The sequence below is a fragment of the Streptomyces sp. ISL-100 genome (genome assembly GCF_018614615.1).
GTDB lineage: Bacteria > Actinomycetota > Actinomycetes > Streptomycetales > Streptomycetaceae > Streptomyces.
Genome location: NZ_JAGGOK010000071.1, coordinates 75,358 through 91,746 on the forward strand (window position 1 = coordinate 75,358; position 16,389 = coordinate 91,746).

The following is a 16,389-nucleotide window of genomic DNA, read 5'->3' on the forward strand; positions in this document are numbered from 1 at the left end:
ACGTTCTCTCTATCGCTCGCGCTGATGCGAACGGTTCAGGACGTCGTTGACCTCAAGTGGAGTTGAGGTCATAGCTTCGGGAGTTGTCACTTCCGGTCCGAACCGATTTGAGGATGCCGCTATGACACTCTCGGACGCCGAACTGGCGCAGCAGCCGATCGCTTACTGGACGGATGTGGCGCACAAGGAAATCCTTGCCTTCATACGCCGCGAGCTGGCGGAGCTCGGCATGTCCCAGCCCCAGTACTGGACGCTGCGCCATCTTTCCGTCAACGACCTGTCCGAGGACGGCGAGGGTCGTACCGTCGAGGAACTGACCGAGGCGATGCGGGACTACCTGGCGCCGCAGGACGACCTCGTACCGGACACCGAGGACTTGGTGGTACGTGGCTGGCTGACCCGTGACGCCACGACCGGACGCCTGACGATCACCGAGGCGGGCGAGGCGGGGCGGCGTCGGGTCAAGGACCACGTACCGGCCGTGCGGGCCAAAATCCACGACGGCATCAACGCCAGGGACTACGTCACCACGATCAAGGTCCTGCGCCGGATGATGCGCAACGTGGGGGGCGCCGGGAGGGCGGAGTGAAACCTGCGAGTCTGCTTACTCCCAGAAGCAAGCCTTGGTTACGGCAGTGGCAGGGCGGCGACGATTCTGTCCAGTGCGGGTACTGGCTTTGAGCCGTCCGTCACCACCTCGTGGCCCTGGTGGACGACAGCCGTGGTGAGGCCGTCGGGTATCGGCTGGCTTCGCATGTTGATGCGGGGCAGCTTCGTGAAGTCCGACTCGGCCAGAGCCTTGCGGAGCTTGGTGAGTTCGTCGGGCTTCATCTTGTCCCTGCCAACCGGCTTGGCGCCCGACAGTGTTGTGTACGAGCCGTCGGCGTTGACCAGGACGCTCTGGTGGCGGCCGTCGATTCCGCCGCTCACCGTTGCCGTGACGAGCCGCCTGTCCGCCGGGTTCGTCGGCTCCGCCGGGTTCGTCGGCTCCGGCGAGCGCGTCGGCGCGCTCGGGGATGAGGTAGGGGTAGGGGTAGCTGGGGCATTTTGTGGCGGCGAGTTGCTGTCGGTCGCGCTCTCCCGCGTACCTCCGCCTCCACATCCCGCCACCAGCAGAGTCGCTGCCACCAGCAGCCCTCCAGCCACCGCTCCCTCGCGCGCCTTGCGTCTCATACTTCGACCACGTCTCATACGTCGCCCAACCCCCTCCCGTACCGCACCAGTACATGCCACAACTGCTTGACGTACTGGAGCACCTCGTCCTGCGAACCCCACTCCGCCCAAGCCTCCGGCTCCCCTACGACGGAAGCCGCCGCGTGGCCGAGTACCTCGGCACTGAGGATGCCCTCCCGCGCGTACGAACGGCAGACCCGTGCCGCCAGTGGCACCATCACCGGCCCCCGGAACTCCGCGTCCACCTCCTCCGGCGCGAGCGCGAACCCTGCGTGCCACTCCACCGGGACGCCCGTGTTCGCCAGCAGCTGTGCGGTCTTCGTGCCCCGGAACGACGGGTCGAGCACCAGAGCCTCCGCGTCACGAGCCAGGTCGATGTCGCCGTGCACCTGCGCCTCGATATACGTGTCGAGCGCGCGACCCTGCACGGGCACGGGAGGCGGAAAGGGGCTGATCGTCCCGCCCGTCGCCAGCCAGGCCGCCAGTACCGGCCCGAACACGTCGATCGTGCCCACGTCCTCCGGGCCGAAGTGACTGTCCGGGTGGCAGTACGTCGCCCGGGCGTGTACCTCGGCCCGCAGTCGCACGTAGCAGGAACCGAAGCGCGGCGCGGCGCCGTCGGGGTGGTTGAGGACGTTGAGCGCCCCGTACTTGGGGCGCTCGGCGCCGGTGGCCGTGCGGTATGCCCCGCCGAAGAGGTGAAACTCCCACTCGTCTCTCGGCCCGCCGGGGTACGCGGTGCGGCTGCCGTTGGACAGGCCCGTCTCGTACTGGCTGCGGTAACGGCCGTCCGCCGCCAGGGACTCGGCCACGGTCCGGCCGTCGGCGAGCAGCCGGTCCGGGTGGAAGTTGAGGGTGATGCGGGCACGTTCCCGGACACCCGCGAGGAGCCTTTTGTGGGCGGTGCCAGGCGCGGGAACCCGCCCCGCGGCGCGCAAAGCCATGCCCCTGACATGTTCCAGTGCGGCACTCTGCGCCGCAGTGAGGTGGAAGCGGTTCATCGCCCGTGGTGCGCCGGGCTGAAGTTCGCCGTCATGGGGAGGCCGTCCTGACTCGGTTCGGCCGAGTAGGTTACGCCGACCAGTGGGGCGTACACCCGCCATCCCAGCGACTCGTACAGCCCCCGCCCTTCCGTCGTCGCGCCCAACACCCCTACCGTGGCGCCCTGTTCGTACGCCGCGCCCTGGAGCGTACGCATGACCAGCGCACCCAGGCCCTTGCGCCGGTGTGCGGGGTCCGTCTCCACCTGGTCCACCACCGCGGTCCTGCCGGTCGGGGCCACTTGGCCGCGCGCGGCGAATCCGCCGTCGGGGGCGAGGACCAGCACACGGGTTACGCCGCCGCGCTGCCAGGACTTGACTGTGTAGCCCTCCGGGGCGTCCGTGCGGGGTAGCGCGTCCAGCGGTGCCGTCATCAGCCAGCCAGGGCCGTCGGACACCCACTCCACCCCCAGCCACGGCGCGACTGTCTCCGGCTCCAGGAACATCTTGAGCGCGACGGCCGGCGCGGCGTACGCCTTGGCCAGCTTGCGGACCGTCGCCTCGTCGGCGTCGGTCATGACGTGCCGGGTGGCGTGGTGCGGGAGCCCGACGTCCACCGTGAGGCCCCAGGGCTGGGGCACGGGGTCTGCCGCGCCTCGGGACACGACCCATCCTGCGACCCACGCGCGGACAGCCTCGGCGGTCGAGTCGAAGGGCGGCGTCGAGTCGTGTGGCGGCATCGGCACTCCGGAAGTAATAGACGTTGACTCCATTCACCTATTACATACCGTCTGCGTCGCGGGGGACCTCAAACGGCCCCATCCATTGATCGCTGACAGCGAACGCCCGCCCGGGAACATTCCGTCGCGTCCAAGCATTGAGTCGGCATAGCTCAAGTTCACTGCCGAAGGGGAGATCATGGCATCGACGTCCAACCCGCTCACCCTACCCGTGCTGCCGCTCGATGACGAGGTCGTGCTGCCGGGAATGGTGGTGCCCCTGGACCTGTCCGATACCGACGTACGCGCCGCGGTGGAGGCCGCCCAGGCTGCCGCCCGTTCCAGTGGCAACAGCGGCAGCACCGGTAGCAGCGGCAACAGTGGTAACAAGCCGCAGGTGCTTCTCGTTCCGCGTATCGACGGCACGTACGCCGCCACCGGCGTCCTCGGCACCGTCGAGCAGGTCGGGCTTCCGACGGTGACCCCGGCGCCCTGATCCGCGGCCGCAGCCGCGTCCAGATCGGTGCCGGGACCACCGGACCCGGCGCGGCGCTCTGGGTCGAGGGCACGGGCGTCGACGAGACGGTGCCCGAACCGCTCCCCGGAACGGTCGCCGAGCTGGTCAAGGAGTACTCGCCACCAGCTGGCTGAAGAAGCGCGGCGCCTGGCAGGTCGTCGACCGCGTCCAGCAGATCGACGACGTCTCCGCCCTCGCCGACAACTCCGGCTACTCACCCTTCCTCACCACCGCCCAGAAGGTCGAGCTGCTCGAGACCGCCGACCCGGTGGTCCGCCTCAAGCTCGCCGTGAAGTGGCTCAGCGAGCACGTCGCCGAGCAGGACGTCGCCGAGTCCATCGCCAAGGACGTGCAGGAGGGCGTGGACAAGCAGCAGCGCGAGTTCCTGCTGCGCCGCCAGCTCGACGCCGTACGCAAGGAACTGCGCGAGATCAACGGCAAGGAAGGCGAGGACGAGTCCGACGACTACCGGACCCGCGTCGAGGCCGCCGACCTCCCCGAGAAGGTGCGCGAGGCCGCCCTCAAGGAGGTCGACAAGCTGGAGCGGTCCTCCGACCAGTCGCCCGAGGGCTCCTGGATCCGGACCTGGCTCGACACCGTCCTCGAGCTGCCGTGGAACGAGCGGACCGAGGACCAGTACGACATCAAGGGCGCCAAGCAGGTCCTGGACGCCGAGCACGCCGGCCTGGACGACGTAAAGGAGCGCATCACCGAATACCTGGCCGTGCGCAAGCGCCGGGCCGACCGTGGCCTCGGCGTCGTCGGCGGCCGTCGGGGCGGCGCGGTGCTGGCACTGGTCGGCCCGCCCGGCGTCGGCAAAGGCTAACACAGTTGGGTGGACCCGCCCTGACCTGCGGAAACGTGCCCTACGGGCGCAGCGTTACGCGCATCGGCCCCACCTCGGCCGCCCATTCCTCGCCCCGTTCTACAGCGGCGGCCCCCTCGCTGATGATCTGCTCATGGAGGGGCGTAGCAACGTGCAGCATCACGTGAGCGCGCGTCATGATCTCTTCGCTCTGATAGACGTTCAGCAGAACGTCAGTGATCAATTCCGAGGCCGATTGGCCGTCCGGCCGCTCATCGCTTCCGGCCACGTCTTCCGTATCGATTTCCCACGCAACATGCATGGGGGCACCTTAAAGCCAGCGCAGGCAGCAAAAAGGCCCCGCCCAATGCGCCGGGGGAGACGCACGGACGGGGCCCCGATACCCACCCCTACCGGCCTGCGCCGCCGCAGTAACGGGAGGGACGGGGGACTAGACGGCCCAACCTCGGGCCACGAGTAGCGCAACGGTCGTGATCCACACTGCGACACCGAGGAACGTCACGAGGCGTTCCCAGCACCGCCGTCTCACGTGTCCGCGCGGCACCGCTGGCACTCCGGAATCCGGCACGGGGGACGGGGCGAACCGGGCGGGAGGTAGACCACACCAGACGCCACATCCCGCGCTCCGCCGTACTCGGTCCACCAGCCCTCGGGAGAGCCTGCGTACGGGCTGTCAGGGTCGTCTATGAGGCTGACTAGCTCCGGGGCCGGTAACGGCGTCTCCTGCTGTCTGCTGACTCTCGCCGGGACACTCACCGGGGGCACCGTACGGCGTGCCGGTAGACGACGATCGGCGCACCGGACTGCCTTTCGAGTGAGCCCCGGTGTACGCGCTCAAGACTCTTGATCGGTTGCTTACAGTCCGGGCACGTCTGACCAGCGGGCGCGTAGGTCGAATACTCGAACTCCCGTGCATCTGTGGTCAGTTGCGGTGTTTCGCTGGCCATCATCTCGCCGTCCCCTCGCATTGCGTCGGAGCAGCGAGCATCCCGCCGGACGGCCAGCGGCTACAGGGACGGAACGTCCCCCTTTTCGGGCCTTAGTTGGCGACCCCCAAAAACTCGGCGAGGCGACGCAGACCGACCGGCCGAGCACCGCCCTCCCACAGATCCGTCACGATGGCGACGGCCAGCGTGTGATGCCGCATCCAGCCGGGCGCAATCTGCCGTAGCCGCGTGAGGGCATTAACGGCACCCTCGGCATTCCCCAGGTCCGTATGCGCCCGCGCCACATCGAGCAATAGCCACGTGCGCCAGGAAGGGGGCGTGTCCGCGCTGAGCCGCATTCCCTTTGCAAGGTCTAGCGCTTCCTCGGGCCGCTCATGCTGGACAGCGAGGCGGACGCGTTCGATGCGTACAGACGACCGGCTGAATACTGAGACCATTTTCCCGTCAGCCGGGGGCGGTAGCGCGGCCAGTTTCTTTGTCGCGTTCTCCGCCGTGGTCATCATTTCCCGCGCCTTGTCGTAGTCGCCGGAACGGGCGGCACTGGTCGCAGCCGACATGACCAACCCGCCCCACACGCGTACGCCCTCGGCACTGTCGTGGTGTTCCCGCTCCACTTGGTCGGCAGCGTAAACGGCTAGGTTCTCCGCGTCGCCCAAACGGTTCTGCCGCTGATAATTCCATGCGACGGAATTACTGATCATTGCGGACAGCAGCGGATCGGATGAATCCCCGGCGGCGTTCATGGCGCGCTCAAGAGCAGACAGCGCTAGGTCAACCTTGCCGAGACGGATAGCGAGATGACCGGCCAATTGCAGTGACTTCCCCAACGCGGACTGCCCCACCGCCCTTTCCTCGGAGTTCCCTATGGCGGCAGCAAAGCGAGCGTCGGCAATGATGCCCGGTAGTACGTCCATGAGGCGGCCGAATTCGGCGTTGTGGTAGATGGTCCATGCGTCGGAAATCTCGCGCCGCAACAGCGAGGGTGTGAGCCGTTCCGTGTTCGTCGGCTCGGGCAGCGGAGCGAACAGCGGCGGCATGATCGCGCGGCGGACGGCTACGAGTTGGGGCGGGTCGGCCTCACCCGTAGAGGGCACTCCGGGCGGGTCCCCCAGTAGGGCAGTCAGTTCCACCCCGAGACCCTGCGCCAAGTCGTGCAGCGTCGGCAGTCGCGCGCTGTGCTTCCGCCTCTGCTCAAGCTTCTTGATCACGTCCACGGACACGTGAGACCGCTCCGCCAACGCTTCCTGTGTCAGGTCAGCGATGCGGCGGAGACGTGCCAACCGGTCGCCCAGGTGCTCAGCCATGCAGCGAGGCTACGCCGCGAGAGGCAGTACGTCAGGTAATCTGACGCACCGTCAGATATGGCTAGTTGCAGCGTGAACACGAGAATCACCTAGGAACGCAGAACGCCCCCAACAGCGGGAAGCCATCGGGGGCGAACACCACCCCTTGACGTTTAGGTGTGGTCGGCTTGCGCGGGGGATCGCCTGCGGATCACAGGTGGCGATATCTCAAGGGGACGTTGGGGAGTCGGCACCCGTGGACCCGAGGCCGGCAAAAGTCGCACCTTTCGATCAAAGGTGCTCGGCTCACAGAACGCCACGGATGGTGACCAGTGAGCGTTTGGGCGACTTGGAAACCCGTAGCCAAGCAGAGCTGCTATACGCTTGCGATGCCCAAAAAGTTCGATTAAGAGGCATCCCCCACCCCACCCTTGGGCTACGGAATGTCACCGTTAAATGCAAGGTGCCAGGTGTTCAGCGAGTGGTTCGCCGCTGCTTCTGTTCCGCCTGTCGCTTATGGAATTCGTCCCAAGACATGGTCGAACCCATGCGGCAGGCACCCTCACGCAAGCCACGGAGAGGGCATCCAGGATTCAGCCCAACATGCCCGCACATCACGCACTTGATCTCACGCTGACTGTCCATCGCGTCGCGCCTTTCGCTCTGTATCGAACGCCTCTTGAAAGGCCCGTGCCTGGCTTGATCCAGAACCGGGCGTCGCCTTGAAGCGGGCCAGGTACTCATCACGCTTTGCGGCATCCTCGGGGGGCATGGAAACGCCACGGAAAAGCGGGAGGGTCTGGCAGTGGCAACCCCGGTGGAATTGGTCAGGCTCCATGAACTTGGAATAGGCCGCCCCTCGGCTGGCAAGCATTGCGCAGAATCCGCATGGGTCGGTATCCGTCATGCGATACCACCCGATCACTTCGGCGTCATTCTCCCGAGCCTCGGCCAGCGCGTCACGGCCGCCCGATTCAGCGAGTCGGCCAGCGTCTAGGGCTAGGTTCCGTCCGGCGCTTTCCATCGTGTCGTCAAGGGACTTGAGGAAATCCGGATCGTCCAACCGGCCGCGCTTCATCTCTTCACGGAGCGGAGCGGTGTGGACGTAGTAACTCACCTTGGCCTTACCGGCCTCCGCCGCAGTGTCTCGGCTTTCCCATAGGTCGTCGTCGCCAGCGTCGCCAGCGTCGCCAGTAGCCGCTTTGCGGGCAGCCTGGTGATAGTTCACACCCTCGGCATATGAGCGACTGCGCGAGGCACTGACGAGAGTCTGAAACTCCCGGACCACGGCCGGTGATCCCTCGGCCGCTCGCTGCGGAGACAGGCCACGCCACCAGGACGCGACCCGCTCCACAAGCGATTGGGAAAGGTCCACCTGAGCTTGGTAATACGCCTGCGATGCGGCGTTGAACTCAGATTGACGACTCACTACAGCTCCCGCGACTTCCGGATAATCCGGCCGACGATTCCACCGGAGTTTGAATCATTGGGGTCCAGGCCACCCATTCCGAGACCCGACGTACGCGCGTCGGCATACTTGGCCAGCGTCGCGGCTTCCGTTGCTAGCTCCTCGGCAGTCTCGCCACGCAGGAACGGCATTAGCTCATCAGGCAACCCGTGACGGCGGGCGGCGCGTTCACGCTCTAGCGCTACCTCGGCGGCCTTTACGCGCGCTTCTGCGTCGTCCAACTGCGTATTAAGTTGCTGGCGCAGATCCTCGGAAGTGCGGAGCGCCGAAGAGGCTTGCTCTACTTCCGCCCGCAGGTCATCCAGCGAGGGGCCCTCAGTGCCCGTAGGCGGGGTGGAATCAATCTCGGGGACCGATTCCACCTCCGGTGCCTCAACAGGGCTTCCAGCGGACTCCCGTGGCGTCTCTGGCGTGTTCTCTACCTCAGCCACAATCACCCTCCTTACGCGGGCGGAGTCGCCAGCTTGAGACCCACCGAACGCTGAGTGTCTAGAACGGTTGCGCCCACGAACGCCTCAACAATGCTGCGCTCCTGTCGGCTCTCGCCCTCGAACGCCACAAACCAAGTCATCGCGTAACTCTGGCCGTCCTCATCGGTCGCCGACGCGCCGTTAACCGAATACGGCTTAGCAGGTGCCTTGATAGCAGCGGCGAAAGCCTCACGGGTCATTGCAACAGCGCCCGTGATATACGGCGTCATGTAGATATCGAACCCGTGAAGGCGGCCCACAATCGCGTCACGGAGAGCGGACGGCGAACCGGCAGAATCGACATTCGAGAGATTCGGGTCCATCAGGAGAACGCGCTTGATCTTCGGATCAACCACCAGGACACGCGACTTTGCGTCAACCTCGCGGGTGTCGAGAATCTCGCCAGCCTCGGTAATCGCGTCACGAGGGTTAGCCGGATCAATCGTCAGCGTGCCAGCGTCGATAACCGGCTGAATAGCCCCGGCAATCTCCTTCTCAACACGCTTAGCCACACCGGCAACCTGCGGCATAAGGACCTGTGCGCTGAAGTTCTCGACATTCAGCGTCATGTCCTTAGCCGACAGCTCGATTCCGCTCATCGCGTGAGTGTTGAGCTTTACGGGAACCGTCTGCTCATTGAGCGTACTGGTTACAGCGGACGTGGAGCCGGTGAACGGCTGTGCCTCAATCACGCGGGGAACGCGCACCCGCACTGTGTCGCCTCGGCCACCGGCAAACTCTGCCTCGGCGTCGCGGAATACGAGACGACCTAGAACTAGCTCAGCCTTTAGCAGCGAAGCGGCATTCTTAGCGACTACGTCACTTACGGCGAAGATGTTAGCCATGGGTTAGACCCCCTCGGATAGAACGGTGTTCGTCGGCTGTGCCTTGCGGTAATCGGTCACGATGTTGAGCACAGCGATAAGGCCGTGAACCGACTCGCGTACGTCGTCAGCGGTCACGAGGTCATCGCAAAGCAGCTCGACCGCGAATAGGCGGTGCGCGTCAAGGACGGCGTACGGGTCGGTGACCACGCCCGCGCGATACTGGTTAAAGGCGAACTGAGCGTCAGCCTTGAGGTCAGGGGACATGCATAATTCCAATCAAAATGAAACGCCCCCCAGTAGTCGCAATGACCACCAGGGGGCGTTACCAACTAACCGCGCTATTTCTAAGGGGCGGGCCGGTTAACGTTCCCCGGCCCATATTCATAAGTAGCCGTCTACGCGGCCTTGGCACGATTGCGTCGTGCCCATTCCCGCTTGCGTGAGCGCTCCCGCTCGACCTTGCAGCCATCGCATATCTGCGGCCAGCGCCGAGACGAGACAGCGGGACGGGTGACGCTGAATTCATGTGCGCATTCACGGCATGTGCCGGTGAACCGCTTCTGCCCGTGGCTCATGTCCACCCAACCGGCGGCCGTCGCCCAAGACTTGGTTACCGAAAGGGTCTGCGACTGTCGCCGGACAGCGATCCGGGTAAGGCGTTCAGCCGGGCTGTGTAGTTCCCACAGGGGTCGCCACGGGTCATCCATCGCATCGCGCAGCGAACGGGCCGCAGACGCCCGTACAGCGACCTCGGGGTAAGGCTGCGGCTCGTCCCCCTCACGTCCCCGCGCACGATGCAACTCCCCATCCGCCTCGGCGGTTAGGTCGCGGACGATAAACCCGGCCTCTTCGATAGCGGCGCAGGCGGACATGGCGGACGGGTCATATTCGATACCTAGGAGGGAAGCGGCGGACGCCCAATCGTGGGCACCGTAGAAGGACACGGGAAACCTCCAAATGAGAAAACCCCCAGATTCCAGCCGGCTGGGGGTTAGAGAATTCGAACGCATGAACCACCCCTTAACGTTTAGGGGTGCTCGGTGGAGCGTGTGTTGAGTGTCGATTGCGAAGAGAGTTTTACCGAGCCTCTAGGGTTCTCTTATGGCTCTTGACTTTGATGTCGAGAATCAACACTCAACATAAAGAGAGAAATCATCCCTCTCCCCGCTGTGCCCGTTATCGCTTCCTCCGGTAGGCGGCGCGGTCCTTGCAGCGGCGCGAGCAGTAGACGGCCGGGCGGCCAATCCCCTTGTCCTGTACGGGCGTTACGCAGTCAGGACCAGCGCAGCCACCGGCGGGGAACAGGAGGGCGTCAACGATCTCCAGCGCGGAAACGATGAATTCGTGCACCTCGGGCGCTGTGAGAGTGCCTGCGAATAGGGCCTCTCGCGCCGCCTCCTCTGCTTGCTGTATTTGACGGCGGATCATATGACGGCTTCCCTGGCCGAGGGGGGAAAGGTTGTTATTCATTGAGTAGGTCTCCTCTAATGTCCGCTGAATGGGTAGCCGATTCCGCGTTAGTCCGCGCAATGGGTACCGGGGCGGAATGGTTTCCGCTTATGTCCGTAGGAAGTGATGGAGCATCCCGCGCTAGTCCGCGTAAGGGGTATGGCCCACGGGGTGATCCCCGCTCTAGTCCGCGCAAGGGGGAGGGCGTTCCGCTTTAGTCCGCCTAAGTTGCCCAAAGAAACACCCCCGCCATCGTTGACGGGGGTGTTTCTGGGAGGGGGCGGCAGGAAGTCTTAAGCGATTCTCTCGGTGTAACCGACCAACAGCGCTAGCCGGGCTGCCTGTAGATCAGCCGAGTTCCCGAGGTTTGCGCGGAAGGCGCGCACAAGTCGGCCGCGCTTGCTCCGCTCCTCGGTCGCCCATGCATCCATTCGGGCGCTAAGCGTTTCCAGGTCAAGGGTGTTCGTGATCGGCACCGCGCTGCCTCCTCGCTGTCTCTCCTCGGCGGGGTTCCGATATGCAGAGAGGGGGCCGGTAAAGCGCCGCTCTCACTGGCCACTAGGGGAGTCGGTTAAGCGGTGCGTTTCTGACGGACCGTCAGGTAATACTCGTGTGTACGCCTGACGGCCTAGCAGGCGTTCCCCGGTACGCGGTCCCATCGAGGCGCCGCAGGACGCTTAGGCGGGCTCCTGTGGCTTCCTGGGGGCAAAGCAAAGGGCCCCGCCCGGATCACTCCGAACGGGGCCCTGATGTTGGCTTGCCTACGCGGCCATGTCCTCGGCCTCGGCATCCTCGGCGGGGGGTTCGGCCCAAGCGATATCCACGCGGGGGCCGATGATGGCTTTCTTTCCGGGGGCGGAACCGATGACGTTGGACTTACGCACTGTGATGCGGTCAACGAATAGCCGGATGAGTTCGCGCCGGTCGTCAATGCTGGCCTTGGCCCACCATGTCCCCTCCCCGATGGGGTCGCCGTCCAAACCATCCTCCCGCGCTGTCCATTCAGCGATGGGGAGGACGGGCGTTGCGCTCTCGTCCAACTCGGCTAGCCGCTCCTCGGCCGCCTCCATTCGCATGGACGCTTCCGCCTCGGCACTGAGGAACGCGCGCCGTCCGATCTTGCCTGAGTAGCCACCGGCCTTACGGTCCTCGTACAGCTCCTTTAGTGCCCGCACAGCGTCCGCCCTCTCTGCGAGCAATTCGGAGCGCTCACCGGCCCGTTCAGGGGCCTCATGGAGCACACCCCACCGGCGCGCGGCCTCGGCCATGATGTCGCCGGTTTCGGGGTCGTCCTCGGCGGTCGTGATGAGTGCGAACACCCGACGCGTCACGTAGTCGTCAAGGCCAATCATGTTGATGGTTACGGTGCCGTCGTGCTGGCCCGGCTTGATCTTGTTTCCGCGCTTGCAGTGGTACGACGACTTGGAAGGGTTGGCCAATTTCCGGTGACCGACCATCACGTTGGCGCACTCGCACCAAAGGCGATCCATTGCGGTAAGTAGCGCTTGCTCGGCGCTGCGAGTCTGGCCCTTACCTCGGCCGGTAGCGTCTAGGCCGGGCTGGATTTTCCACCACTGAGCGGGCGGGATGATCGCTCCGCACTCAAGCTCAATCGGCCGCATGGTCACGGGGTCGCGCTTGATCCTGTAGCCGGTCACCTTGCCCGCATCGTTCTTGATCGGGTCTCGGTCGAATCCGGCAATCAGCGGGTCGCGCAACATGCGCTTGAGGGCCGCCGGGTCCCATTCGCTATCGGCCGTCTTCTTGCCCACGATTTGGCCGCGCGTCGGCACCTTGGACTCACGGAAGCCAACGCAGATGCCGTTTAGCGATCCGGCCCGGTTGCCCTCTCCTCGGCGGTTCTGTGTCGTTCCGCCCATGTCGGCCTCAAACAGATTGGCCGCTTGGCGCAATACGTCGCCCTCGGTCTTGAAGGGGCCGGAAAGTTTGGTGCGGGCATGGCGCAGCTTCTGAATAACGATGATCTGCTTGGGGTTGTCGGGGTTGGGAACCTCAACCGGGTACAGCTCGAAACCGTACGGCGGCTTACCCATGAACCCACCCAGACGCTTAGCCATGCTGTGCGCGCCGCTGACGGCCCGGCTCTTGTTCTTGCTCTCGTTGTGGGCAGCGTCAAGGCTCATCATGAGGTGGATCAAGTCCATAAGGTTTCCCTTACGGAAAGTCCCCTCCGAGGTGGACACGATGACCACACCGAGGTTCAACAACTCCGAGACAATCGGGATTGCGTCCATGACCTCAAGGCGAGAGAACCGGCTCACATAGTCAACGATGATCATGTTGACTTGGCCCCTGCGGCACGCGGTTAGCAGTCGCTCGAATTCCGGCCGCTCCTTATCGGACCGAAAAGCGGACGTGCCGAGTGCTTCCGAGAAATGACCGACCCATACAATGTCCTCGCCAGCGCTGGCCCTGCGTTCCGCCTCGGCCCGGTTGTTGGCTCGCTGTACGGCGGGGGATGTGGCGCTCTGGTTCTTTCGCGCCTCGGACTGCCTGTCATAGCCTGCCGCGTGGTATGCCATGCCGGTCACTCGCTCCGTGGTCATGGGGGGAATTTAGCTCCCCCAACTGGGTTTAGGCAAGACGTCCCTCGGCGAGTCCGTCGCGCACGCCATGGGCCGCAAGTTCGTACGGGTCGCGCTCGGCGGCGTACGCGACGAGGCGGAGATCCGCGGACACCGTCGTACGTACGTGGGGGCTCGTCCGGGGCGGATCGTGCGCGCCATCAAGGAAGCCGGGTCGATGAACCCCGTCGTCCTCCTGGACGAGATCGACAAGGTCGGCTCCGATTTCCGCGGCGACCCGGCCGCCGCGCTGCTCGAAGTCCTCGACCCCGCCCAGAACCACACCTTCCGCGACCACTACCTGGAGGTTGAGCTCGACCTCTCCGACGTCGTCTTCCTCGCCACCGCCAACGTCCTGGAGGCCATCCCCGAGGCCCTGCTCGACCGCATGGAGCTGGTCAGGCTCGACGGCTACACGGAGGACGAAAAGGTAGTCATCGCCCGCGACCACCTGCTGCCGCGCCAGCTGGAGCGGTCCGGACTGGAGCCCGGCGAGGTGACCCTCGACGACTCCGCGCTGCGCAAGCTGGCGGGTGAGTACACCCGTGAGGCGGGCGTACGGAACCTGGAGCGGTCGGTGGCACGCCTCCTGCGCAAGGTGGCGGCCCAGCACGAGCTCGGCGAGCAGAAGCTCCCGCTCACGATCACGGACGGTGACCTCCGTGCTCTGATCGGCCGGCCCCACCACGTCCCCGAGTCCGCCCAGGACCCGTCGGAGCGCCGTACGGCCGTTCCCGGCGTGGCCACGGGACTCGCGGTCACGGGTGCGGGCGGCGACGTCCTCTTCGTCGAGGCGTCCCTCGCCGACGAGGAGACGGGTGGCGCGGGGCTGACCCTCACCGGCCAGCTGGGCGACGTCATGAAGGAGTCGGCCCAGATCGCGCTCTCCTTCCTCCGCTCGCACGGCGCGGAGCTGGAGCTGCCGGTAGCGGACCTGAAGGACCGGAGCGTACACATCCACTTCCCGGCGGGCGCGGTACCGAAGGACGGTCCGAGCGCGGGCATCACGATGACCACGGCCCTCGCGTCGCTGCTGTCCGGGCGGCTGGTCCGTACGGACGTGGCCATGACGGGCGAGGTCTCCCTGACCGGACGCGTCCTGCCGATCGGCGGCCTGAAGCAGAAGCTGCTGGCGGCACACCGGGCGGGTACGACGACGGTCGTGATCCCGAAGCGGAACGAGGCCGACCTGGATGACGTACCGGCCGAGATCCTCGACAAGCTGGAGATCCACCCGGTGACGGACGTCCGCCAGGTCCTGGAGATCGCGCTGGCTCCGGCAGAAGTACGGGTGCCGGCGGCGGCGTGACGGACGTCGCCGGTGGCCCGGCTGTGGCGGCCCCCCTGCTCCTCTCAGCCGACTCTCGGCCGAGCGGACGGGGGGCTTCCGCGCGTGGGGCTTCCGCGCGAAAGGGCAAGTAATCGGATACAACGGAGGTAGGGCGCGAACGGCGGGCGAAGGTGACGGCGACAGCGACGGCGACAGTGAGGGCGAGGTGGCGGCATGGGCGTTCCTGAGCGGCTCACGGTGGCCGTCGGCCTTCTCGAGCTACGTCCCGAAGACCGCGTACTGGAGATCGGCTGCGGGCGCGGTGTCGCCGCCGGGCTGATCCTGGAACGTCTGCCGCGCGGCGAGTACGTGGGGCTGGACCGCTCAGAGGTGGCCGTCGCGGCCGCGAGCGAGCGCAATGCCGAGGCCGTGTCCGGGGGCCGGGCCACGTTCGTCCACACCGCGCTCGCCGACGCGGACCCCGAAGCGCTCGGCCGCTTCGACAAGATCCTCGCGGTCGACGTCAACGTCTTCTGGACCGGACCGGCCACGCAAGAGCTGGAGCTCGTCACCCGTCTGCTACACCCGTCGGGCAGCCTGGTGCTCTGTTACGTTCCGTCGGATCCGGCGCAGGTCGCCAAGGCGAAGGGCCTGCTGCTTACGCACCTGAGCGACGCCGGGTTCATCGCCACCGCGACGACGCACGCGCTCGCGGACGACGCGTCCTTGCTGGCGGTGGTCGGGGCGGTCGCACAGCTGCCGGGGGGCTGACGGCTGCCGCACCGGTCCCGCGGTGGCCGCGGGACCGGGTTCGGCCGGTCAGCTGTCAGCCGCCAGTCGTCGGCCGGTCAGCCGTAGGCGAGGGCCTGTACGCGGTCGAGGGCACCGTTGAACTTGTTGTGGTCGCCGACTATCGGGCCTGTGGAGGTGTACTGCCACATGGTCTGTACGCCCCAGCCGGGCGGGAGTTCGCCCACGGTCGTGTTGTACCGGGCGATCCACAGCGGGTTGACGGAGCCGAAGCCGGCGTAGTTGCCGGTGCAGGTCTTCCACCAGCTGGTCGCCGTGTAGATGACGGCGTCACGGCCGGTGCGGGCCTTGTAGGTGTTGAGGAAGTCGCGGATCCAGGCGACCATCCCGCTCTGCGTCTTGCCGTAGCACTGCGCGCCGTAGGGGTTCCACTCGATGTCGAGCGCACCGGGCAGCGTCCTGCCGTCGCGCGACCACCCGCCGCCGTTGTCCACGAAGTAGTTGGCCTGGTTGGCGCCGGTGGAGTCGTTCGGTGTCGCGAAGTGATACGCGCCGCGGATCATGCCGACGTTGTACGAGCCGTTGTACTGCTGCCCGAAGTAGGGGTTCTTGTAGTAGTTCCCCTCGGTGGCCTTCACGTAGGCCCACTTCACGCCGCTCGTCCACAGGGATGCCCAGTTGACGTTGCCCTGGTGGCTGCTGACGTCCACGCCCTCGGTCTGGGTGACGCGGGTGTCGCGCGGCAGGCCGCCCTGGCCGTCGTGCTTGATGACGCCCATGCCCATGTGGGCGGAGCCCGGTTCAGGCTTCTTGGCGGCGGCGGCGGCGGCGGTCGCGGTGGCGGTGGCGGTGGCCGCACCCGGGAGGGTCACGACGAGGACGAGCGCGGAGAGGAAGGAGAGGAGAATCCCGGCCGCCGCGGTGTGCGGGCGGCGGGCCGTTCCGGATCTGTGCACGGGCATTGCGTGCCTCCGAAAGGCTCGGTGGGGGATACAGAACAGGTCTGGGGCGACCTGTCGACAAAGCCACTGGTGTGGGCATGTCACGCATGAAGCTACGCACGTAGACAGGGGGTGCGGAAGAGGGGCCGGGTGCCGCCGTTGGTCTACCTCTGATCTTGGCCAG

At 65.9% G+C, this 16,389-nt stretch carries 13 protein-coding genes and 2 pseudogenes; 4 read left to right on the forward strand and 11 right to left on the reverse strand.

Features of this window, described 5'->3' with window-relative positions; all coding sequences use genetic code 11:
- The first annotated feature begins 121 nt into the window (after window positions 1–121).
- Window positions 122–589, forward strand: coding sequence for a MarR family transcriptional regulator (locus J7E89_RS30960; protein WP_214977951.1), 468 nt, complete (start codon window positions 122–124; stop codon window positions 587–589).
- 38 nt (window positions 590–627) lie between these two features.
- Here the strand turns inward: J7E89_RS30960 and J7E89_RS30965 are convergent, their stop codons facing one another.
- The 3 genes from J7E89_RS30965 to J7E89_RS30975 are packed head-to-tail and all read right to left on the reverse strand — an operon-like array spanning window position 628 to window position 2,893.
- On the reverse strand, window positions 628–1,173 hold the full coding sequence (locus J7E89_RS30965; RefSeq protein ID WP_214977953.1) for a hypothetical protein: 546 nt from the start codon (window positions 1,171–1,173) through the stop codon (window positions 628–630).
- Window positions 1,174–1,187: 14 nt separating this feature from the next.
- Window positions 1,188–2,117 (reverse strand): DUF3626 domain-containing protein, encoded by a 930-nt coding sequence (locus tag J7E89_RS30970; RefSeq protein ID WP_251061333.1) that lies wholly within the window; start codon window positions 2,115–2,117, stop codon window positions 1,188–1,190.
- Window positions 2,118–2,170: 53 nt separating this feature from the next.
- A complete protein-coding gene (locus J7E89_RS30975; protein WP_214977957.1) occupies window positions 2,171–2,893 on the reverse strand; it encodes a GNAT family N-acetyltransferase in 723 nt (240 codons plus the stop codon).
- A gap of 178 nt (window positions 2,894–3,071) precedes the next feature.
- Between J7E89_RS30975 and J7E89_RS30980 the strand changes: the two are divergent.
- Window positions 3,072–4,209, forward strand: a pseudogene (locus J7E89_RS30980) (LON peptidase substrate-binding domain-containing protein); the annotation flags it as partial.
- Window positions 4,210–4,255: 46 nt separating this feature from the next.
- Here the strand turns inward: J7E89_RS30980 and J7E89_RS30985 are convergent.
- The 7 genes from J7E89_RS30985 to J7E89_RS31015 form a co-directional block, all read right to left on the reverse strand.
- Window positions 4,256–4,516 carry a hypothetical protein gene (locus J7E89_RS30985; RefSeq protein ID WP_214978013.1) on the reverse strand — a complete coding sequence of 87 codons (261 nt, stop codon included), beginning with the start codon at window positions 4,514–4,516 and terminating at the stop codon, window positions 4,256–4,258.
- 738 nt (window positions 4,517–5,254) lie between these two features.
- On the reverse strand, window positions 5,255–6,466 hold the full coding sequence (locus J7E89_RS30990; RefSeq protein WP_214977959.1) for a helix-turn-helix domain-containing protein: 1,212 nt from the start codon (window positions 6,464–6,466) through the stop codon (window positions 5,255–5,257).
- Between the two features lie 607 nt (window positions 6,467–7,073).
- Window positions 7,074–7,673 carry a hypothetical protein gene (locus J7E89_RS30995; protein ID WP_214977961.1) on the reverse strand — a complete coding sequence of 200 codons (600 nt, stop codon included), beginning with the start codon at window positions 7,671–7,673 and terminating at the stop codon, window positions 7,074–7,076.
- A gap of 200 nt (window positions 7,674–7,873) precedes the next feature.
- Window positions 7,874–8,344 (reverse strand): hypothetical protein, encoded by a 471-nt coding sequence (locus J7E89_RS31000; RefSeq protein WP_214977963.1) that lies wholly within the window; start codon window positions 8,342–8,344, stop codon window positions 7,874–7,876.
- An 11-nt stretch (window positions 8,345–8,355) separates the two neighbouring features.
- Complete coding sequence (locus J7E89_RS31005; RefSeq protein WP_214977965.1) at window positions 8,356–9,228, reverse strand: P22 phage major capsid protein family protein; 873 nt, start codon at window positions 9,226–9,228, stop codon at window positions 8,356–8,358.
- Window positions 9,229–9,231: 3 nt separating this feature from the next.
- On the reverse strand, window positions 9,232–9,474 hold the full coding sequence (locus tag J7E89_RS31010; RefSeq protein WP_214977973.1) for a hypothetical protein: 243 nt from the start codon (window positions 9,472–9,474) through the stop codon (window positions 9,232–9,234).
- A gap of 1,946 nt (window positions 9,475–11,420) precedes the next feature.
- On the reverse strand, window positions 11,421–13,226 hold the full coding sequence (locus J7E89_RS31015) for a recombinase family protein (RefSeq protein ID WP_214977980.1): 1,806 nt from the start codon (window positions 13,224–13,226) through the stop codon (window positions 11,421–11,423).
- Window positions 13,227–13,251: 25 nt separating this feature from the next.
- Between J7E89_RS31015 and J7E89_RS31020 the strand changes: the two are divergent.
- Together J7E89_RS31020 and J7E89_RS31025 are read left to right on the forward strand one after the other, a co-directional pair.
- Window positions 13,252–14,553 (forward strand): annotated as a pseudogene (locus J7E89_RS31020) (S16 family serine protease); the annotation flags it as partial.
- Between the two features lie 195 nt (window positions 14,554–14,748).
- Complete coding sequence (locus tag J7E89_RS31025) at window positions 14,749–15,285, forward strand: cyclopropane-fatty-acyl-phospholipid synthase family protein (protein ID WP_214977982.1); 537 nt, start codon at window positions 14,749–14,751, stop codon at window positions 15,283–15,285.
- A gap of 77 nt (window positions 15,286–15,362) precedes the next feature.
- Here the strand turns inward: J7E89_RS31025 and J7E89_RS31030 are convergent, their stop codons facing one another.
- On the reverse strand, window positions 15,363–16,226 hold the full coding sequence (locus tag J7E89_RS31030) for a lysozyme (RefSeq protein WP_214977984.1): 864 nt from the start codon (window positions 16,224–16,226) through the stop codon (window positions 15,363–15,365).
- Window positions 16,227–16,389: the final 163 nt, after the last annotated feature.